The sequence below is a fragment of the uncultured Corynebacterium sp. genome, from assembly GCF_902489365.1.
Classification (GTDB): Bacteria; Actinomycetota; Actinomycetes; order Mycobacteriales; family Mycobacteriaceae; genus Corynebacterium.
Genome location: NZ_CABTZR010000024.1, coordinates 1 through 20,134, shown reverse-complemented (window position 1 = coordinate 20,134; position 20,134 = coordinate 1). Strand labels below are relative to the sequence as shown.

Annotated in this window: 15 protein-coding genes and 1 pseudogene; 8 read left to right on the top strand and 8 right to left on the bottom strand. The window is 61.5% G+C overall.

The features are described 5' to 3' along the window. Positions 1-30 precede the first annotated feature (30 nt). Complete coding sequence (locus tag RDN59_RS05425; protein ID WP_308606954.1) at positions 31-1,065, top strand: hotdog domain-containing protein; 1,035 nt, start codon at positions 31-33, stop codon at positions 1,063-1,065. A gap of 43 nt (positions 1,066-1,108) precedes the next feature. On the opposite strand, the gene RDN59_RS05420 is transcribed toward RDN59_RS05425, so the two are convergent. Together RDN59_RS05420 and RDN59_RS05415 are read right to left on the bottom strand one after the other, a co-directional pair. Continuing rightward, on the bottom strand, positions 1,109-2,038 hold the full coding sequence (locus tag RDN59_RS05420) for a MaoC/PaaZ C-terminal domain-containing protein (RefSeq protein WP_308606953.1): 930 nt from the start codon (positions 2,036-2,038) through the stop codon (positions 1,109-1,111). Next, on the bottom strand, positions 2,039-3,379 hold the full coding sequence (locus tag RDN59_RS05415; RefSeq protein ID WP_308606952.1) for a 3-oxoacyl-ACP reductase: 1,341 nt from the start codon (positions 3,377-3,379) through the stop codon (positions 2,039-2,041). 184 nt (positions 3,380-3,563) lie between these two features. On the opposite strand from RDN59_RS05415, the gene RDN59_RS05410 reads away from it, so the two are divergent. From RDN59_RS05410 to RDN59_RS05400, 3 genes are all read left to right on the top strand, one after another. Next, entirely contained in the window at positions 3,564-4,862 is a 1,299-nt protein-coding gene (locus RDN59_RS05410) for an acetyl-CoA C-acetyltransferase (protein ID WP_308606951.1), read from the top strand. A gap of 31 nt (positions 4,863-4,893) precedes the next feature. After that, complete coding sequence (locus RDN59_RS05405; RefSeq protein ID WP_308606950.1) at positions 4,894-6,978, top strand: acyl-CoA dehydrogenase family protein; 2,085 nt, start codon at positions 4,894-4,896, stop codon at positions 6,976-6,978. Positions 6,979-7,074: 96 nt separating this feature from the next. Beyond that, positions 7,075-7,716 carry a hypothetical protein gene (locus tag RDN59_RS05400; RefSeq protein ID WP_308606949.1) on the top strand — a complete coding sequence of 214 codons (642 nt, stop codon included), beginning with the start codon at positions 7,075-7,077 and terminating at the stop codon, positions 7,714-7,716. Positions 7,717-7,746: 30 nt separating this feature from the next. Here the strand turns inward: RDN59_RS05400 and RDN59_RS05395 are convergent, their stop codons facing one another. Then, on the bottom strand, positions 7,747-8,400 hold the full coding sequence (locus tag RDN59_RS05395) for a hemolysin III family protein (protein ID WP_308606966.1): 654 nt from the start codon (positions 8,398-8,400) through the stop codon (positions 7,747-7,749). A 289-nt stretch (positions 8,401-8,689) separates the two neighbouring features. On the opposite strand from RDN59_RS05395, the gene RDN59_RS05390 reads away from it, so the two are divergent. Beyond that, positions 8,690-9,736, top strand: coding sequence for an alpha/beta hydrolase family protein (locus tag RDN59_RS05390; RefSeq protein ID WP_308606948.1), 1,047 nt, complete (start codon positions 8,690-8,692; stop codon positions 9,734-9,736). Between the two features lie 184 nt (positions 9,737-9,920). On the opposite strand, the gene RDN59_RS05385 is transcribed toward RDN59_RS05390, so the two are convergent. The 4 genes from RDN59_RS05385 to purS all read right to left on the bottom strand — a co-directional run bounded on the left by RDN59_RS05385 (position 9,921) and on the right by purS (position 13,956). Beyond that, positions 9,921-10,607, bottom strand: coding sequence for a DUF3800 domain-containing protein (locus RDN59_RS05385; protein ID WP_308606947.1), 687 nt, complete (start codon positions 10,605-10,607; stop codon positions 9,921-9,923). Positions 10,608-10,737: 130 nt separating this feature from the next. Beyond that, positions 10,738-13,035, bottom strand: a complete 2,298-nt coding sequence (gene purL / locus RDN59_RS05380; RefSeq protein ID WP_308606946.1) for a phosphoribosylformylglycinamidine synthase subunit PurL — start codon at positions 13,033-13,035, stop codon at positions 10,738-10,740. Between the two features lie 28 nt (positions 13,036-13,063). Further along, positions 13,064-13,726: a phosphoribosylformylglycinamidine synthase subunit PurQ gene (purQ, locus tag RDN59_RS05375; protein WP_010188961.1), complete on the bottom strand. Its 663-nt coding sequence runs from the start codon at positions 13,724-13,726 to the stop codon at positions 13,064-13,066. Beyond that, complete coding sequence (purS, locus tag RDN59_RS05370) at positions 13,726-13,956, bottom strand: phosphoribosylformylglycinamidine synthase subunit PurS (protein ID WP_039676532.1); 231 nt, start codon at positions 13,954-13,956, stop codon at positions 13,726-13,728. Before purS ends, purQ begins: the two co-directional genes overlap by 1 nt. Positions 13,957-14,185: 229 nt before the next feature. On the opposite strand from purS, the gene RDN59_RS05365 reads away from it, so the two are divergent. Beyond that, positions 14,186-17,431, top strand: a complete 3,246-nt coding sequence (locus RDN59_RS05365) for an ExeM/NucH family extracellular endonuclease (protein WP_308606945.1) — start codon at positions 14,186-14,188, stop codon at positions 17,429-17,431. Between the two features lie 92 nt (positions 17,432-17,523). On the opposite strand, the pseudogene RDN59_RS05360 reads toward RDN59_RS05365, so the two are convergent. Beyond that, positions 17,524-17,750: pseudogene (locus RDN59_RS05360) on the bottom strand (IS256 family transposase); the annotation flags it as partial. Positions 17,751-18,072: 322 nt separating this feature from the next. On the opposite strand from RDN59_RS05360, the gene RDN59_RS05355 reads away from it, so the two are divergent. Together RDN59_RS05355 and RDN59_RS05350 are read left to right on the top strand one after the other, a co-directional pair. After that, complete coding sequence (locus RDN59_RS05355; RefSeq protein WP_175973309.1) at positions 18,073-19,020, top strand: serine protease; 948 nt, start codon at positions 18,073-18,075, stop codon at positions 19,018-19,020. After that, positions 18,974-19,390, top strand: coding sequence for a hypothetical protein (locus RDN59_RS05350; RefSeq protein WP_146003854.1), 417 nt, complete (start codon positions 18,974-18,976; stop codon positions 19,388-19,390). Before RDN59_RS05355 ends, RDN59_RS05350 begins: the two co-directional genes overlap by 47 nt. The last annotated feature ends 744 nt before the right edge of the window (positions 19,391-20,134 follow it).

Genomic DNA, 20,134 nt, shown 5'->3' with positions numbered 1-20,134 from the left:
GTAACCACGCTCCCTGATACTTTGTTATCCATGTCACCAACCATGCCATCAAGCTCGTCGGAAGAAAAGAAGCCTGTTCCCCACGAGAAGTCTCCTTCCATCACACTGCGGTTTATGGCCGCGCCCACGGATCTCACCATCGCCGGCGCCCAAGGCATCGGCGGCGGGCGCGTCCTGGAGTGGATTGATAAGGCTGCCTATGCCTGTGCGGTCCAATGGTCGGGTACGTACTGCGTGACGGCCTACGTGGGCCACATTCATTTCACACGCCCCATCCCTTCGGGTCACCTCGTGGAGGTACGCTCGCGTATTGCGATGACGGGGCGTTCTTCCATGCACATCGTCAACGAGGTGCTCTCCGCCGACCCGCGTGAAGGAATTTTTACCCGCGCGTGCGACTGCCTCGTCATCTTCGTAGCCAAGGACACGGAAACCGGGAAGTCGGTCGCCGTGCCGCCGCTGGTTCCGGACACCGTGGAGCACCAGCGGGTGTGGGAAGCCGCAGAATCCCGCATCGAGCTGCGCCAAGCCATCGAAGCGGAGATGGAAAAGCAGACCTATGACGGGCCTTCCGACGCTCCCCGGATGGTCAACCGCTTCTTGGCCAAGCCCACCGACGTCAACTGGGGCGGCAATGTCCACGGCGGTACGGCCATGGAATGGATTGATGAGGCCGGCGCTGCCTGCACCATGGAGTGGTCAGGAGAGCACACAGTGGCGGTCTATGCCGGCGGCATTCGCTTCTACCGGCCGATCCATATCGGAGACCTCATCGAGGTCGATGCCCGTATGATGCGCACGGATACCCGCTCGATGCAGATGTCAGTCCACGTGCGTTCGGGTAACCCGCGCGGTGGCCGCGAGAAACTAGAAACCGCCATCCACGCCACTGTGGCCTACATGGGCATGGACGCTGACTGGCAGCCGCTCGCCGCCCGCCAGTTTGTCCCCCGCACCGAAGAAGACAAGCGCCTGTGGGAGCACGCCGGTATTCTCCGCGGCCTGCGCGGCAAGTACTCCCCGAAGCCTCTGGTGGTGGCGCCACAGCACCAGCACGTGGATTAACCTAGGCCAGCCCTCCGCCCCCATCACTAGGGCGGAGCCGCAACTAATTCAGAGGCTCGACCCGACACGCCACGTGGAGGGTGCTCGGATCCTTGGCTTTGCGCAACGTGACGGTGCGCGCACCGATCTCAGTGTTTGTGGCGACACTCGGAGCCACAAATACGCCCGTCGTCGCCGGAAGGATGACCGGCTTGTAGAAATCCGCGCTGATGCGAACAGCACGTGGAAGGGTTCCGTCGAGCACCGACAGCATGCGAGCGTGCGTGTACATGCCGTGCGCGATGGGTGCAGGGAAACCGAAGAGCTTGGCACCCACCGTGGACACGTGAATGGGGTTCTTATCGCCCGATGCCGCGGCATAGACACGGGTGCTTTCGGGGCTAAAGCGCAGCGTTGCCGTAGGCGTTCCCACCTCATCGCCGGGGAAGTCGAGGAAGCGCTCGGCCTCCGGACGTGTTCTCACTTGACGCGGAGTGTCCTTCGTAAACTTCGCCCCTTGGCCAAGGAAGACTGATGTCTGGCGCCAGATCTCCTCGCCGTCAACGCTGTAAGTGGTCACCATATCGATGACCAACCCTTTGCGGTGCGGGCGCAGGTTTTCCGCGTGCACGGCGATGTCACAACGCTCGTCGACGCGCAGCGGGCGTTTCTGCTCGATGCGGTTGGACAGATGCACCACGCCCACGGCTGGGAAAGGAAAGTCCTGGGCGGCCATCACCTTGATGGCAAGCGGGAAGGCCAGCGCATAGAGATAGGTAGCAGGCAGCTCGTTGCTCAGGCGCAGGCCCGTGGCCTGGCAGTAGCGGGCCAGGTGCTCGGTGTCGACGCCCACCCCCTCAACACGGTAGGCGGTCTGTGGGTCGTCGACCTTGCGCTTACCTGCCCCCAGCCCAGGGATGGGGACCGCACCCAGCATGAGGCTGCGGTAAAGGGCGGGCAGATCAGGAATCTCGTTGACAGTGATGACGTTCATTTATGCTCCCATGAGGTTCTGGCCGCACACGCGGACGGTGTTGCCGCTCACCGCGGCGGACGCCGAAGCAGCAAAGAAGGCGACGGTCTCCGCGACGTCGACAGGCAAACCACCTTGCTGCAGTGAGTTCAGACGGCGGCCGATTTCGCGCGGGCCGGTCGGCATCGCCGCAGTCATGGCGGTTTCGATGAATCCGGGAGCAACAGCGTTGATAGTGGAGCCGTTCTCTGCCAAGACGGAGCGCAAGGAGTCAACGAGCCCGATGATGCCTGCCTTCGTCGTGGCGTAGTTGGTCTGGCCGCGGTTGCCGGAAATACCGGCCATGGACGACACACCAATTACGGCCGCGCCCGGTGCGAGGGCACCGGATTCGAGGAGATTCTCGGTAATGCGTACCGGTGCCAGCAGGTTAACAGCAAGGACAGCGTCCCACTGCCCCTCGTTCATGTTGGCCAGCAGCTTGTCGCGGGTGATTCCAGCGTTGTGGACGATGACGTCGAGGGCCCGTCCGTGGCGTTCCTGCGCGTGCTGGGCAATCTTGTCCGCGGCGTGAGGATCAGTGACGTCGAGCGGCAGCGCGGTGCCTTTGACCTTGTTCGCGGTCTTCGCCAGGTGTTCGCTGGCCTGCGGGACGTCGATGCAGATGACGCTAGCACCGTCGCGGGCCAGCACCTCGGCGATGGTAGCGCCGATGCCGCGAGCAGCACCGGTGACCACCGCGAGGCGCCCGTCGAGCGGCTTCTCCCACTTCGCTGACTCACCGCCGCGTGCGGGGGACCCCTCACTCTGCGCGCCCACGCGGACCACCTGGCCATCCACGAAGGCCGACTTCCCGGATAGGAAGAAGCGGAGGGTGGACTCCACCTCCGCGGTGGCCGCAGGATCTACCCACACCAGGTTCACGGTGCCACCCTTGCGCATCTCCTTGGCCAAGGAGCGCGTAAAGCCTTCGAGTGCGCGCGCGGTAATGCGGGCGTCGATGGTATCTGCAGCCTCCGGGGTGGTGCCGACAACCACGAGGCGCGCGCACGGCAGGAGGTTGCGCATCTGTGGGTTGAAGAAGTCATACAGCTCGCGCAACTGCTCCGGAGTCTCTAGGCCAGTGGCATCAAAGACGAGGGCGGCGCGCGTCGCCTCCGCAGAGGCGTTGATGATCTGGTAATCCACGGCTAGCTGGGAGCGAAGAAAGTCGGCGATGCGTCCCTGACCGCCAATGACGATAGGACCATCGAGCGCCGGTTCGCCTACTTTATGACGGCGCAGGGGGTGGCCCTGGGGCACACCCGCTTTGGCAGCAAGCGGAGAGTTGATGAGCTTCTCGGCAATGGTGACGTGCGGCATAAGGTGACGCATTCCTTTCTGGGATCTTCGCAACCTTGCGAGCATTATTTTGCTAGTTGCAAGGCCCGTTAATTGAGTGATAGAACTAACAATATCACCTTAGTTGTGATGCGAAACGCGCGGTGGGATTTCTCCCCCTCCCACTGGGGCGATTCGCACCAGACCACTCGCGAAGGAGTTTTTGATGACCAACCCCCCGCACCGCGTAGCCATCCTCGGAGGCAACCGCATTCCCTTTGCTCGCTCCAATAAGCAGTACGCTCACGCGTCCAACCAAGATATGCTCACCAGTGCGCTCGACGGCCTCGTGGCGCGCTACGGGCTGCACGACGAACGCCTCGGACTCGTCGCCGCCGGTGCCGTGCTCAAGCACTCCCGCGATTTCAACCTCACCCGCGAGTCGGTCCTCGGTTCCGCGCTCGACTCGACCACTCCAGCACTCGACATGCAGCAGGCTTGCTGCACCTCCCTGGCGGCAGCTATCCACGTCGGTGATGCCATTGCCCAGGGCCGAATCTCCGCCGGCATCGCGGGAGGCACGGACACCACCTCGGATGCCCCACTGGCCGTCAATGACACCCTGCGCCGCACGCTGCTCAACCTCACCCGCGCCAAGACCGCCGCTCAGCGCGCCCAGCTCATCGGCTCCATCCGCCCCTCGCAGTTAGCCCCGGAGCAGCCGCAGAACGGCGAGCCGCGCACTGGGTTGTCCATGGGGGATCACGCCGCTATCACCGCCCGCGAGATGAACGTGAGCCGCGAAGCCCAGGACGCGCTGGCGCTCGCCTCCCACCAGAACCTCCATAAGGCCTGGGAAGAGGGCTTCTTCGATGACCTCACCACCGGATTCCTCGGCGTCAACCGCGATACCAACCTGCGCCCGGATTCCTCCATGGAGGCCCTGGCCAAGCTCAAGCCGGTCTTCGGCAAGCGCGATGCCGAACAGCACGGCACGCAGGCCACCATGACCGCAGGCAATTCCACACCGCTGACCGACGGCGCCTCCGTCGCCCTGCTGAGTTCCGAAGAATGGGCAGCCGAGCACAATATCGAGCCCCGCGCCTTCCTCGTGGACTCGGAGACCGCGGCGGTCGACTTTGTCCACGGCCCCGACGGGCTTCTCATGGCCCCCACATACGCGGTCCCGCGCCTGCTGGAGCGCAACAACCTGTCGCTACAGGACTTCGACTTTTACGAAGTCCACGAGGCCTTCGCCTCCCAGGTACTCGCCACCCTGTCCGCATGGGAGGACGAGACCTACTGCCGCGAGCGCCTCGGCCTGCAGTCTGCGCTGGGCCCCATCGACCGCGCCAAGCTCAACGTCAAGGGCTCCTCCCTTGCCGCTGGGCACCCCTTCGCCGCCACCGGCAGCCGCATCCTCGCCACCACCGCCAAGATTCTCGAAGAAAACGGTGGCGGGCGCGCCCTCGTCTCCATCTGTGCGGCCGGTGGACAGGGTGTTGCAGCCCTCGTCGAGCGTTAAGAAACTTCCCTCCCCAGAAAGGAACCCCACCATGGCACTCACCAAGTCCTCCTCGGACACGAAACCCGTCTCACCAGAACTCAACAATCAAGCCACGACCGACGCCCCCAAGGCCGAGGCCCGCAGCCCGCACCGCCTGCCCACCACCCCGAAGCCTTCCGTGGCCACCGAACTGGCTGCGCTTCTCGACGGCCCCCACGCCGCCTTCCGCCAGGAGCTGCGCACCTTCCTCAACGACCCTTCGCTCTTCCCGAAGCCGGACCTGCCGATGGCGGAGCAGCGCCAGCACACCTTTGACAACCTCTCCAAGGTTCGCGACTTCGGCGGTTTCAACCACGGCCTGCGCCGCGCCAACGGCGGTTCCGGTAAGCCGAACCTGTCCACCTTCACCCTGGAGGGCCTAGCCTGGGTTGATGGTTCACTGGCTATTAAGTCCGGCGTGCAGTGGGGCCTGTGGGGCGGCGCTCTGGATCAGCTCGGCACCGAACGCCACCTCGAGTGGGTCAAGAAAGCCGCCAGCCTGGAGCTGCCAGGCTGCTTCGCTATGACCGAGCGCGGCCACGGCTCCGACGTGCAGTCCCTGGAAACCACCGCCACCTTCGACCAGGAGACCAACGAGTTCGTCATCAACACCCCCTCCGATTCCGCGGTGAAGAACTACATCGGCAACGCCGCCAAGGACGGCCGTGCGGCCGTCGTCTTCGCCCAGCTCATCACCCCTGACAGCGATGGCCGCTCCCACGGCGTGCACGCCATCATCGTCCCGATCCGTGATGAAGAGGGCAACGAGCTGCCGGGCGTGACCTTGGGCGATCATGGCCACAAGGGTGGTTTGGTGGGCGTCGACAATGGCACCCTGCGTTTCGACAACGTCCGCGTGCCGCGCGAGAACCTCCTCAACCGCTTCGCTGACGTCGATGAGAACGGTAAGTACTCCTCCCCCATCGAGTCGAAGAACGCCCGCTTCTTCACCATGCTGGGCACGCTTATCCGCGGTCGCATCGGCGTCTCCGGTGCGGCGGGCGCGGCCACCGAGGCCTCCCTGGACATCGCCATCCGCTACGCCAACCGCCGCCGCCAGTTTGAGGGCGCGACCGGCGCTGAGAAGCGCCTCATCGAGCACCGCCAGCACCGCCGCCGACTGCTCATCCCGCTGGCCCGCACCTACGCGCTGCACCTGCTCTACAACCAGATTCTGGAGCGCTACCAGGAGCAAAACGATCAGCACGAGGCCGGAACGTGGTCGGTGACGGAACCAGCCGAGGAGCAGAAGTTCGCCTCCCGTGAGATGGAGTCCCTAGCTGCAGCTATTAAGGCTGCTCAAACCCAGCACGCTACCCGCACCATTCAAGAGTGCCGTGAGGCCTGCGGTGGTGCCGGCTACATGTCGGAGAACCGCCTGACTACCTACCGTGCCGACTCCGATGTCTTCGCCACCTTCGAGGGCGATAACACCGTGCTCATCCAGATGGTGGGCAAGAACCTGCTCACTGCCTATGGCCGTGCGATGAATGACATGAGCCCGTGGGACACCGTGAAATACGCGGCCTCCACTGCCACCGACGTGGTTCGTCGCCGCTACGGGTTCACCACCCGTCTGCAAAGCCTGGTGGACCGCGTGAACCCCTCCGAAGCTTCGCTTTTCGACGCCACCTACCAGGCCAAGCTGATCGACGACCGTGCCCAGTCCATCCTCTTCTCCCTCGTGCGCCGCATCCAGCCGGCCCGCAAGGCCGATAAGGTGCAGGCTGCCGCCATCATGGACCAGTGCCAGGATCACCTCATCGCTGCCGGCTGGGCCCGCGTGGATACCTTGTTGGTCCAGGCCATGATTGAGGCAGAGGAGCGCCTTGAGGAAGGTTCATTGGCACGCCAGGTCTTTGAGCAGCTGCGCCACCTCTTCGTCTTCGACACCTTGGTCCAGCACGCGGGCTGGTACCAGGAACACAACCTGATCCCGGCAGGCCGCATCAAGGCCGCCCGCGCCGCCATCAATGACCTCGTTGATTCGCTGGCGCCCTGGTCCGTCGTGCTCGTGGATGCCTTCGGCGTTCCACCTGAGGTACACAACATCCCGATGCTCACTGAGGCTGGTGTGGACCCGCTCCACGTCTAGTCACTCCACGCATAGTGAGGGCACTTCCGCCATCTGGCGGGGTGCCCTCCCTGCTTTTCAGTCACGCGCAGTATCCCGCATCTACCATCCACAGGCATGACCACATCACACTCCATGTTCTCCAGTTCCTTCCCGCCCTCCGATGACCTCTTAGTCTCCGGCACCCTCCGCAACGACATCTCGCTTCATCTGTGTCACGGCCACTCACGCCGGGACATTCACAACGACTTCTTCGAGCTTCTCGACGATCCCTCCGAGTGGACCCGCACCCGCAAGGATCCGTTCCCAGAAGATTTCGACGCCATCATCGACGAAGTTGCCGCCGAATACGCACAGAAGGTCACGGAAACCTCCGCTGACGCCCAGCGCCTCAATGCCCTTCGAGAGGAGCTTGTGCAGCGCAACCTCGCTTTCAGCTTTGACGAGGGCTGGGATGCCTCCGAAGGCGCCGAGTACGGCGCCGAGCAAGCGGAAGAAGAGGATGCTGCAGGCTACGTTTATTGCCACGTGCAGGATATCGACCGCCTAATTCATACCGGAGACCTCTTCTTCGGCTTCGGCACCATGAAAACCGACGATGCACTCACCACGGCCGAAGCCGTGGGCGAAAAGCTCGTCGAGGCGCTGCGTGCTGTTGGCTTTGCTCCCGATTGGGACGGCAACCCCAATGCGCGTGTACTCTGCCAGGGCCTCGTCGTCGAGTATCCCCTCGCCGAAGATCTCACCGATGCCGAGTAAATAGCCCCACAACGCTAGCCCTGGATAAAGCTAGCCCGCCACAACCATCCAGATGGCTACCATGTGCACCACCGCCGCGGCAATCGTCGCGGTGTGGAAGTGTTCATGGTAGCCATACCAGCGTGCATTGCGCCCCGGCCACTTAAAGCCGTACATCAACGCACCCAGCGAGTAGACCACCCCGCCTGCGAACAACAGCCACACCACGGCCGGACCAGCAGACTGCCACAGGTTCGGCAGCAGCGGCAGGATGAGCCAGCCCAGGACGAGGTAGACCACCACATCCAGCCAGCGCGGGTGGTTGATCCACACCAAGTTCAAGATGACGCCCATAATGGCGCCCACCCACGCCGAGGTCAGCATCCATAGCGCCTGCGTTGGCTCCAGCACAATGGCGCACAAGGGCGTGTAAGTCGCAGCGATAAACACCGAAATCGTCGCATGGTCAGCACGTCGCCACCATTGCACCGCGCGCATTGATACCCACGGCCAACGGTGGTACAGCGCCGAGACCGTAAAGAGCCCCACCACGCCGACGCCGTAGACCGTCACCGCGAGCCCCTGCCACCACGGCAGCGTCATCCACGCAAAGGTAATCAGAACCGTCGATGCAATCAGGGAGGCAATGGCTGCAAAGAAGTGGCCCCAGCCGCGCGTCAGTGGACGCGGGCCACGATCCGCCATCCAGTACGTGCGCTGGATGAGCTGCTCTATCGTGTTGTTTTCCTGCACGGAGCCTTCTTCAACTGGAAATTCTTGCGGGGACGATTTTTGAGCACTGGGGGCGTTCATAGTGGGGCCTTGTCTTGCCTGAGATGCGGGTCATGCGCATAACGCATTCACTCCCAAAACTTACGTACCCGTAACTATACGGCCAAGCACTGTGGCAGACAAGGGTGCAGCGAAAGTTTTTGCCGTCTTTCCTGCCGATATTTGCAGTTCGAAGGCACTGACAACGTAAACTACCCGCACTATGCTTTCCTTTGTCTCGCGCCCTCGCCGCACCGCGGCGCTGTTCGCAGCAGCCATGGTGGTGCTGGGGGCGGCGTCGGCAGGCGCCGGCTCTGCCTCCGCACAGTCCAGCACCATCGGTGAAGTTTCCTCGCGCGTGACCAACCCGCAGCCCTGGCTGGGCGACAAGCCTTTCATCACCTCAAAGCGCCACGTGGGCGGCAACCACTGGGTGGTGGACGTGTGGTCCCCGGCCAACCGCGCGGTGATTTCCAATAACGTCCTGCTCCCCGAGGGCGAAGAGCCCCGCCCCTCCTTCTATTTGCTGCCAGGTATTGAGGGTGGCCAGGCCGGCATGAACTGGATAACTCACTCCGATATCCGCCAGTGGGCCGTGGGCAAGAACGTTAACGTGGTGATGCCTCTTGGCGGTGCGTACTCCCTCTACACCGACTGGAATGCTGAGGACCCCATCCTGGGGGTCAACAAGTGGAACACCTACATGACCGCTGAGTTGCCCCCGCTGATCGACGCCGAGTTCCACGGTACCGGCCGCGATGCCATCGGCGGTGTTTCCTCCACCGGCGGCGCCGCGCTCGACATCGCTGGCCACGCCCCACAGCGTTACAAGGCAGCGGCCTCCTACTCTGGTTGTCCGGTGCGCTCCGGCGCGATTGGCTTCCCCACCTCCACCGCGATGATCGCCTACGGCGGCGGATCCTCCTTCAATGCGTGGGGCTTGCCGGGCTCCCCGCAGTGGTTCGAGCATGACCCCAACGCCAACCCTGGGCGCCTGCGCGACGTCGAGGTCTTCGTGGGATCGGCCTCCGGCACCCCGGGCCCCATCGATGGGACCAACAGCCCCGCCCAGTGGCTCGGCCCCCGCGCGGTAGAGATGGTGGCCAACCAGTGCTCGGAGGAATTCACCCGCAACGCCCGCAACGCCCGCAACGCCGGGGTGCGCGTGAACCGCTACTTCAGCCCCCAGGGTTCGCACACCTTCAACCTCTTCTCCCACCAGATGAAGCTGAGTTGGGACCAGACTATCGCCCGCACCATCGGTGCTTAATTAGTTGGTTCCTAGGAGGCTGCCGCCTCACGGCGGGATCGGCCCCTCACCCCGTCTTCAGTATCTCCAGATAGCGCCCTTGCCTCCCCAGGCGATGAAGGTCTAAACTCAAGACGAAAGGTTCCGCCCCACCGAAAGAGCCCCTGAAGGCTTTCCGGCTTACGCCGGTAGGTGGGGCGGTCGCTTATTTTCGGACCGGACCACTCCAGTAATAAGTCTTTCCCGCCGAAAACATATTGAATTGACCCCAATTGTGCCGCCGCGAAAGTGCTTGAACGTACTGTCCCTTGCCTCGTTCCATTTTCTGAAACCATGACCAAGAAAAGTAGTCAGCAATCTGACCGTTCAGATCCTGTATTACTGGATGAAAAAGCACACGAAACTTTAGCTGTAAACCTTTCAACAGAGGCTTTATCTTCTTTTCAAACGCCGATCTTTCCTTGCCAGTAAGAACAGAGTCGAAAATTAAGATTACTTCGCTTACCTCTGAGTCTCCCCATACCGCATTAATCCACTTCCCCATTGCACCAGCAAAAAGCCCTAAAAGCTGCGGTGGAGACTGGTAGGTCGGATGCGTCATTCGCTTATCCACCCAAATCGTGTGGACACGACACCGATCAAGCTCATTGATTCGGCCTATTACCCGCTTTCGCGTTCCTTTCGAATTCTCTGTTGCATGAAACTCAAGGTCTTTGCTCCCCGCTGCCATAAGTTCATGCTTCAGCGCTTGCAGTCTGATCGCAGTGCCTGCTGGATCGAAAGTGCAAAATGCTGTGATTAGGAAGTGCGTGGAGGCTTTTGCACCAAACTGCATATCCCCCGACTCATCGAGAAAAACATACAAAGTTCTTTTTCTCTTCACGTCTTCCATCTCTGTTCCCCAGCCCCCGTGCGCAGCTATTGCTAATAGTCTACAACGCTGAGTGGAGCAATTAGACGCTGCGGGCAGGGCCTCGCCGTGGCGCGAGAACCCTGCCCGATTGCAGTTCTGTGCGTGTGGTCTACTCCACGACGGAGTTGGCGCCCACCGCGTGGCCGAAGAGGTCCGGCAAGGTTGCCGCCCAAGCCTCGCGCAGCTCGGCAACTGCGATGGATTCGCCGCCGAGGTCCAGCTCACCGTTGTCGGTGGTCTGGCCGATGACGACGGCCGGCACGCCGCACTCCTCAGCGCGGTGCAGCAGCATGTCGACGCGGTCAGCGGTCGTTGCCACGAGCACGCGGGAGGCGGACTCGGAGAAGGCTGCCACGAAGGCGTCCTCATGAACCTTGGACAGATCCAGGCTCAGGCCTACACCACTGCGCTTGGCCATCTCGAACGCGGCGACGGCAAGGCCGCCTTCGGAGATGTCGTGAGCGGCGGTCAGGCCTTCGTTGCCCACGAAGAAGTCTGCGAGGCGCTTCTCATTAGCCAGGTCCACCTGCGGCGGCAGGCCATTGAGTCCCATCTCTGACTCGTGACCTTGTTCACGAGCGTTTACCTGCTGCCAGATGGAACCGCCGAACTCGTCCTTGGTCTCACCCAGCAGCACGAGAACCTCCGGCTCCTCCACGAGGCCGAGCTCGTTGCCGATGGACGTGTGGACGTCGTCGATGACACCCAGGACGCCCACGACGGGCGTCGGCAAGATCGGCTCCTCGCCGGTCTGGTTGTAGAAGGAAACGTTACCGCCGGAAACGGGAATGCCGAGTTCCACGGCGCCGTCGGCAAGCCCGTGCACGGACTCGCGGAACTGCCACATCACGTCCGGGTTCTCCGGGGAACCGTAGTTCAGGCAGTTGGTGATGGCGACCGGGCGGGCACCGGTGACGGCCACGTTGCGGTAGGCCTCCGCCAACGCCAGGCGGGTGCCCATGTTCGGGTCCAGCTTGGTGTAGCGCCCAGAGGCATCGGCCGATACCGCGATACCGCGGCCGGTCTCCTCGTCGATGCGCAGCACACCAGCGTTCGCGTGGTGGGACTGCACGGTGTTGCCGCGCACGTAGCGGTCATACTGCTCGGTGATGAAATCACGCGAGCACAGGGCCGGCGAGGCCACGAGCTTCTTCAGCGCCACGGTGAGGTCCTGCTTCTCGACGCCCTTGAACTCCTGCAGCGCATCCTGCCACTCCGGGCGGGCATAGGGGCGATCGTAGACCGGGGCCTCGTCCGCGATGGTGCCGGCCGGGGCGTCCACGACGACCTCGCCTTGGTGGCGAATGATGAGGTGCTTGCCGGTGGTAACCTCACCGATCTCGGCGCAGGTGACATCCCAATGCGCGCAGATCTCCTTGAACTTCTCCACGTTCTCCGGGGTCACCACAGCGCACATGCGCTCCTGGGACTCGGAGGCGAGGATCTCTGCGGCGGTCATATCCTTGGCGCGCAGCGGGACGTTGTCCAGGTTGATCTCCATGCCGCCATCACCGGCGGCGGCCAGCTCGGAGGTGGCGCAGGCCAGGCCCGCGCCGCCCAGGTCCTGGATGCCCACAACGATGCCGGACTTGTACAGCTCCAGGCAGCACTCGATGAGGACCTTCTCCGCGAACGGGTCACCCACCTGAACGGCCGGCAGCTTGCGCTCCGCGCCGTCCTCGAAGGTGTCAGAAGCCAGCACGGACACGCCACCAATGCCATCGAGGCCGGTGCGCGAGCCGAAGAGCATGACCTTGTTGCCGGTACCGGAGGCAAAAGCGAGCTTGAGGTCCTCCACCTTCAGCGTGCCCACGCACAGCGCGTTGACCAGCGGGTTGCCGGCATAGGACTCATCAAAAACGGTTTCACCGCCAATGTTGGGCAGACCCAAGCAGTTGCCGTAGTGCGAAATGCCGTCGACCACGCCCGGCAGGACGCGCTTGGTGTCGGGTGCATCCGCCGGGCCGAAGCGCAGCTGATCCATCACGGCAATCGGGCGCGCACCCATGGCCATGATGTCGCGGACGATGCCGCCCACGCCCGTGGCCGCACCCTGGTGCGGCTCCACGTAGGACGGGTGGTTGTGGGACTCCACGCGGAAGGTCACCGCGTTGCCGTCTCCGATATCCACCACGCCGGCGTTCTCACCGATGCCGGCGAGGATCTTGGAGCCCATCTCTTCCGTCATGGTCTCGCCAAAATAGCGCAGGTGCGTCTTGGAGGACTTATAGGAGCAGTGCTCCGACCACATCACCGAGTACATGGTCAGCTCGGCGTCGGTGGGGCGGCGGCCCAGGATCTCACGGATGTGTGAGTATTCGTCATCCTTCAGGCCCAATTCGCGGTAGGGCTGGTCCAGCTCAGGCTGCGCGGCCGCCTGCTCGACGGTGTCGTTGTGTACGGTCATTGTTTCTCCTTATAACCGTCGGCGCGGGTTAAGCGACGACCTTGAGGGCGGACACAAACAAACCCAGACCGTCGGTGGACGGGCCGGTGAGAAGATCGATGGCATGCTCCGGGTGCGGCATCAGCCCCACCACGTTGCCGGCCTCGTTGGTGATGCCGGCGATGCCGTTGATGGAGCCGTTGAAGTTATCGGTATAGCGGAAGACCACGCGGCCCTCGCCCTCCAAGCGCTCCACGGTCTCCGCATCTGCTTGGAAACGGCCCTCGCCGTGCTTCGCCGGGATGAGGATCCGCTGGCCCTGCTCAAACTCACTGGTCCAGGAGGTCTGTGCGTTCGCCACCTCGAGGTAGGTATCCACGCAGTGGAAGTGCAAGCCCTGGTTACGGGTCAGGGCGCCGGGCAGAAGGCCGGCCTCCGTCAAAATCTGGAAGCCGTTGCAAATGCCCAGTACCGGCATGCCCTTATTCGCTGCTTCCACCACTGCGCGCATCACCGGGGCCAGCGCCGAAATAGCGCCGGAGCGCAGGTAGTCACCGTAGGAAAAGCCACCGGGGACAACGACGGCGTCCACTCCTCGCAGGTCTTCATCCGCATGCCACAGGGACACGACGTCGGCGCCGGCGGTGCGAGCGGCGCGGGCCGCGTCGACGTCGTCAAGCGTGCCGGGGAAGGTAATAACGCCGATCTTCATTACTGGATGACCTCGTAGTCCTCGATCACGGTGTTGGCCAGCAGGGTGGAAGCCACCTTCTCGAGTTCCTCGGCGCTGACCGAATCATCAACTTCAATTTCAAAGCGCTTGCCCTGGCGCACGTCGCTGACACCAGCAACCCCCAGGCGACCCAGCGCGCGGACGACGGCCTGACCTTGCGGGTCCAAAATCTCGGCCTTGGGCATGACATTGACAACTACACGAGCCATGAAAATTTTGCCTTACTGTGCGTGAGTATAGGTGCCCCGCCAGTCTATCCCGCCAGTGAGAAAGATTCGGAATCTTTGGGGGTGATGAACTCAAACCAAACGGTTGAAGAATTCTTGGGGAATCCCACCTTAACCCCCAGCTCACCCCTCTTCCTCCGGTATCCCGCGGCGGCGAAGGCAGGTAGAACGAGATGCGTTGTCATTTTCTCGCTGATTAAAGGAACCTCTCATGCGCCTCACACGCATCGGCTCTCTCGCCATCGCTGCACTAGTGTCTACCTGCGTCGTTGTCCCCCAGGCCAGCGCCGCGGTGGACGGCTCCACTGCCGTCATCTCCGAGATCTATGGTGGCGGCGGCAACAAGAACGCCCCCTTCACCAACGACTTCATCGAGCTCTACAACCCAACGGGTTCCGCCATCGACCTCACCGGATGGTCCGTGGAGTACTTCTCCTCCAAGGGCAACTCCGGTGGAAAGACCGCGCTTAACGGTTCCATCCCGGCTGGCGGCTACTACCTCATCCAGGAAGGTGGCGGCGGCACTGGTGAGCCGCTGCCCACCCCGGATGCAGAGGGCGGTCTCAGCATGTCCGGCTCCAAGGGCTCGGTGAAGCTTTACGACGCCTCCGGGGCCGAGGTGGACCTCGTGGGGTACGGGACGGCGTCGCTCAGCGAGGGCTCCCCCACCTCTTCCTTGAGCAACACCACCTCCGCGCAGCGTGATGACGTCGGCACCGACACCGACGACAACGCCGCCGACTTTAGCAGTGCAACACCGACGCCGAAGTCCGCCGGCGGCGCAACCGCGCCGGAGGACCCGCAGCCGGCCGAGCCGGGTTCCACCGTCACCATCCCGGAGATCCAGGGCACCGGCGCGGAGTCCCCGCTCAAGGGCCAGAACGTCACCACCCAGGGTGTTGTCACCGCCGTGTGGCAGGGTGAGAAGTCCCTCAACGGTTTCACCATTCAAACCCCGGGCACGGGCCAGACCGCGCCGACCGAGGCTTCGGAGGCCATCTTCGTCTACACCGGTGGCACCGGCTTCTACCCAGAAATTGGGGAGTCTGTCGAGGTCACCGGCACCGTTGATGAGTACTTTGGACAGACCCAGATCGCGTTGAGCACTGGCTCTGTGCTTTCCGACGCCCTCCCCGCCATCACCCCGCTATCCCTCGACGCCCTGCCGGAAGGCGACGAGGCCCGCGAAAAGCTCGAGTCCATGCTGCTCAAGCCCGGTGTACACACGGTGACCGACAACTACGGCCTCAACCGCTACGGCGAGTTGGGCCTGGCCCCGGGTACGGAGGCGCTGCGCCAACCTACCGATATCGTCTCCCCGGGTACTCAGGAACAAAAGGACATGGAAGCGTCTAACGCGGCGAAGTACGTCATCTTGGATGACGGCTCCACCCGTGACTTCACCCGCGATGGCGCGTCGACGAAGCTGCCGTACATCATGCAGAACGGCTCGGATGTGAAGACCATCCGCACCACCAACCAGGTGGAGTTTGCCGACTCTGGCGTCATCCTGGGCTACGGCCACGAGCAGTGGCGTTTCCAGCCCACCACCATGATTACGGGTGATTCCGCTACCGCGGACCTGCCGATTACGTGGGACCCGGCCCGCCCGGAGGCTCCGCAGGTCGCTGGTGATTACACCGTGGCGGCGTTTAACGTGCTGAACTTCTTCATCAACCTAGGTGAGGACAACGGCGCGAAGTCCTACAAGGACCGCTTTGGCAACGGCGTGGGTTCTGACAGCGGTACCTTCCGTGGCGCGTGGTCTGCCTCCGCATTTGAAGACCAGAAGGGCAAGATCCTCACCGCGCTGGAGGGCCTGGACGCCGATGTCATCGGCCTGTCTGAGATTGAGAACGCCGCGAATACCGTGGGTGGCTCCTACGACGATGCTGTGAAGTACCTCGTAGATGAACTCAACACCCGCGCGGAATCCGAAAAGTGGGATTACGTCAAGGCCCCGGCGAACTCCGCGGCGGACACGGATGTCATCCGCACTGCGATCATCTACAAGAAGGACCGCGTCCAGCCAGTAGGTGAGGCCACCTTGCTGGAGGACGAGCGTTTCAAGGGCACCGCCCGTACTCCGCTCGCTGCTGAGTTTATGCCGGTTCAGGACAAGTGCGCTGCTGAGGGCCCAGATTCTTTCGTGGTGGTCACCAACCATTTCAAGTCCAAGGGCTCGGTGGCCAATGGCGACGCCGATACCGGCGATGGTCAGGGCAACAACCCGAACGTGCGCAATGCCCACGCCCAGGCTGTCCTCGATGGTTTGTCCAAGCAGCCGCAGTGGCAGGAGAAGGCCACCTTCGTCATGGGTGACTTGAACGCTTACTCTAAGGAAGACGCCATCTCCGTCTTCCGCAACGCCGGCTACACCATCCCGGTAGAGGAGCTCAATGCACAAGAGGACTGGCAGGACGTGGCCTCCTACCAGTTCTCCGGCCGCCTCGGCTCCCTCGACCACATTCTGGCCAACGAGCACGTCGACGCCCAGGCCGCACAGACCTGGAACATCAACTCCGATGAGCCGATTGCCATGGAATACTCTCGCCGCAACTACACCGGCGGGGACGTCTTTGAGTCCGATAACCCGTACCGCTCCTCCGACCACGATCCGGTCAAGGTGGGCTTCAACCTTGCCCAGGTTTCCCGCTCTGCTGACGATCTTAAGGACTGTGACAAGACCGAGGACCCAGCGCCGACTGACGACGCCCGCGGCATCAAGTCCGTCACCATTGACGATAACGGACATCTCATCATCACCTACACCGACGACACCACCGAGGATGCTGGCAAGGTCGTCGGCGCCGATGGCAAGGACGGTAAGGACGGCGACAAGGGCCCTAAGGGCGACAAGGGCGACGCCGGCCAGGACGGTAAGGACGGCGCCGACGGTAAAGACGGCCGTGGCATCAAGTCCGTGACGACCAACGACAAGGGCGAGGTGGTCGTCACCTACACCGACGGCACCTCTGAGATTCTCGGTACCCTCGCCGACGCGAAGGGCGACCAGGGCACGCCGGGCCGCGATGGCTTCGATGGCGCACCAGGCCGCGATGGCGCAAACGGTAAAGATGGCAAGGACGGCCGCGGCATTAAGTCCGTGACCACGGATGCCGACGGTAACCTCGTCATCACCTACACCGACGGCACCTCAGAAACCGTCAAGTCCGGCGACAAGCCAGCCGCCCCGGCAGGTGGTTCCTCTGTGAGTGAGCGCTGCTTGCCGACGGTCCTCGGCCTCACCATCCCAGCAGCACTCGCCATTCCGTTGGCTTTCCTCGGAAGCTTCGGCGCAAAGCTCAACATCCCAGGCCTTGAGCCAGTGAAGAAGCAGATTGAGTCGCTCACTCGCAATTTCCCGCGTGAGGCTCAGTACGCTGCCGGTGGCATTGGTCTACTGGCTGCGCTTGGCATCATCGCCGCAGCCTGTGCCCCAACCGAGTCTGAATAGAGCGCTCTCCTGAGTTTAATGTGTGCGTTTTGTATGTAAGCCTTGGACTCAAGGTCATTTTTCTCCGAGCTTAAGGGACATTTCGCGTGGATTTAGGAGCGCCCGACCCAGCCTTTTCTTACACCTAGGCTGGGGTTCCATTCGTAGTCGATGTGGGCGTCGTATGTGGCTGGTCGCCGTCTGGGCGGCCGCGCCGTTTGAGTTCTTCTTTCGCCCAGGCAGCGCGTGGTGCCTTTTCTCTTTGGCGTCCGAAGTCTTGTTACTTGGCTAACTCCAGTGGCGCTACAGGTTCTTCGGTGTGGGTGTCAAGCCACCGGTCTGAAGGGTCCCAAGTTTTGTCCGTCATGGATAAGCTTTAAAGTCATGCCCGGAGACAACACGTCCATATAGCTCCCGCGGAGAAAACCAACCCCGACTAACCCACCCACGAGGTTGACAACCTATATAGGATCCCCAGCGCAGCCGGCCAGTCGGACCCGATGAAACAAGAGGCTACCCCCTATTTGAGGGGGCACGAGGCAACATCAAACCGCCTGACGGTTGCACGGCCCTTTTCGATGCCTCATAATTCACTGCAAGGTGAAAGGGACTTACCTCAGCTCACCCCACACATCATCATCTCTCCCCTGCAAAGGACACCCATGAAGTTCTCTCTTCGGAAATCTACTATCGCAGCAGTAGTGGCTGCAATAACGTGTCTGTCCCCCACCGTAGCAAATGCTCAAACCCAGGCATTTCACGACTCTGTGGTGGGCGTGTCAGAAACAGGCGAGGAGCTATTCCTGCCAATTGCAACTGATAACGATGACCTCAACTCTGGCACAGAGGCAGTTGGACTTTCCGGATTTCCAAACACGGCGACCTCCCAAGACCGCGATACCACGGTAGGGACTTACTCGATTATCGGTACCGATGATCGGCAAAAGGCGGCTCCCAACCCGGCTATCGTCCAGATCCAGCGAGACGGCTTCAACCATTGTACTGGCTGGATGATTTCACCAGATACTCTCATTACGGCTGCCCACTGCCTTTACGACGTAGATGAGCAGAGATGGACTCCAAAGCTCATTTTCCGTCCATCAGATTGGAGCCAGTGGTCTTATACCTTTGCGTCCCAAAAGTGGGTATCCGCAAAATACCCCACTACCGGGTCCGCCGATCACGACTGGGGAGTTGTAAAGTTTGCAAAGCCGATTTCTTCCAGCTGGTTTGGAATTAAACCGAGCGATACTTCTTCCGCTTTCTCCGGGCAAAAAGCAACTGTCACCGGATTTCCAGGAGAGAAGGGGAATAGCCTGATTCGCGACTACGGACAACTGTGGACAATGAGCGGAATCCTTCAGCCAGGAACCCAAACTCGACTCTGCTATAACTTAGACACCACGGGCGGACAAAGCGGCTCGCCAGTTTATACCACAGACAACGCTGCCATCGGCATTCACACGCATGGCATCAGTCAGCTTGGCTGCCCTGAAAACAGTGCCCTACGTATCAGCCCAAGCATGCTAAATACCTTCAATGACATTAAGGAGATCCAAAACAATGCAACCACAGATCCCGGTTCCAGCTCAGGTTCGAGCTCTCATTAATAACCCCAGTAATCTTCTCGGACTCATTGGTACCGTTCTGGGCATTATTTCCCTAGTTGTTGCAATCACTGTCGGCCAAGGTCTCCCCAACGACGGGCAGACCAAGCCCAATGCAGGAGAATCAACGATTAAAGTTGTAACCTCCAGTGGTAACCCGGCAGGCGAATGTAAGCTTATTGGTCTTTCGCAGGAAAAGGTACACACGACTAATGCCAATGGCGTGTACTTCTACGCGTTGGAACCTGGTTCGCATACCATCAACGCATCTTGTTCGGGGCTTTCCAGCCTTTCTTCCGCGCGAGCGCTCAAGGGTAGTCAGGAAGTAACTGTCAATGACGAGCCGGTAATGGTAAAGATTGTTGTTAAGTAGATTGGCCCTAACTTTCTTGGTTCTAAAGAGCTAAGAGAAACACGCGTGTGCCCCAGGAGTTTTTCCCTGGGGCACACGCTTTTCAATGAACCACGCCCAGTTAGAGAGGGAACCGTACCGTCGTACGCGCCCGTATGGGAAGCTGGCGCATTTTATGACCGCAGTAAAACAGCATTTTCAAACAAATGAACGCTTTTAAACCTCTGCCCCAAGAGCACCAAACGCTTATCTGCATGTGTTTGCGCGGGCAGTTGGCTGTAAACGTGTAGAGACCCCATCACCTTCAATGCACATCGCGATGATCTGTTTGAAGTTAGCCACAAGAACTAGCTTTTCCAAGTAGAAGTTGACGCAACGCCACCGAGTCGTGGCGCCTCCAACACCCCCATGTAGTACCTAGTACACGCTAGACGCCGCCAACAGTGCAGCCGGACACCCGCCAGCATTACTGACGGAGCTCCCTGTCACTTCCTGACTGACCCGCAACGCCCGAATACTCGCTAAGTTCGTCTCTGCTCAGCCAGGTCAAGCCCCCTCATCAGAGAGGCTTTTCTCGCTCCGGTCGCGGGTGGGGACTAGAAATCTACGTCCACTAGATTGCGCTCGTGAAACGCGCAACCAGCATACCCGACCGGTTCGCACACTTACACCGCGTCTACATTGGCCACACCCGCCAACCAGAAGAAGGTTGGTGAGCTATTCGGCGTGCATGAAGACGGAATAGTTCGCAGGTCGAGCGCCTGC

Coding starts and splice junctions, on each gene's coding strand:
- RDN59_RS05425 (WP_308606954.1), top strand. CDS start 31: ATGTCACCAACCATGCCATCAAGCTCGTCGGAAGAAAAGAAGCCTGTT.
- RDN59_RS05420 (WP_308606953.1), bottom strand. CDS start 2,038: ATGAACGTCATCACTGTCAACGAGATTCCTGATCTGCCCGCCCTTTAC.
- RDN59_RS05415 (WP_308606952.1), bottom strand. CDS start 3,379: ATGCCGCACGTCACCATTGCCGAGAAGCTCATCAACTCTCCGCTTGCT.
- RDN59_RS05410 (WP_308606951.1), top strand. CDS start 3,564: ATGACCAACCCCCCGCACCGCGTAGCCATCCTCGGAGGCAACCGCATT.
- RDN59_RS05405 (WP_308606950.1), top strand. CDS start 4,894: ATGGCACTCACCAAGTCCTCCTCGGACACGAAACCCGTCTCACCAGAA.
- RDN59_RS05400 (WP_308606949.1), top strand. CDS start 7,075: ATGACCACATCACACTCCATGTTCTCCAGTTCCTTCCCGCCCTCCGAT.
- RDN59_RS05395 (WP_308606966.1), bottom strand. CDS start 8,400: ATGGCGGATCGTGGCCCGCGTCCACTGACGCGCGGCTGGGGCCACTTC.
- RDN59_RS05390 (WP_308606948.1), top strand. CDS start 8,690: ATGCTTTCCTTTGTCTCGCGCCCTCGCCGCACCGCGGCGCTGTTCGCA.
- RDN59_RS05385 (WP_308606947.1), bottom strand. CDS start 10,607: ATGGAAGACGTGAAGAGAAAAAGAACTTTGTATGTTTTTCTCGATGAG.
- purL (WP_308606946.1), bottom strand. CDS start 13,035: ATGACCGTACACAACGACACCGTCGAGCAGGCGGCCGCGCAGCCTGAG.
- purQ (WP_010188961.1), bottom strand. CDS start 13,726: ATGAAGATCGGCGTTATTACCTTCCCCGGCACGCTTGACGACGTCGAC.
- purS (WP_039676532.1), bottom strand. CDS start 13,956: ATGGCTCGTGTAGTTGTCAATGTCATGCCCAAGGCCGAGATTTTGGAC.
- RDN59_RS05365 (WP_308606945.1), top strand. CDS start 14,186: ATGCGCCTCACACGCATCGGCTCTCTCGCCATCGCTGCACTAGTGTCT.
- RDN59_RS05355 (WP_175973309.1), top strand. CDS start 18,073: ATGAAGTTCTCTCTTCGGAAATCTACTATCGCAGCAGTAGTGGCTGCA.
- RDN59_RS05350 (WP_146003854.1), top strand. CDS start 18,974: ATGCAACCACAGATCCCGGTTCCAGCTCAGGTTCGAGCTCTCATTAAT.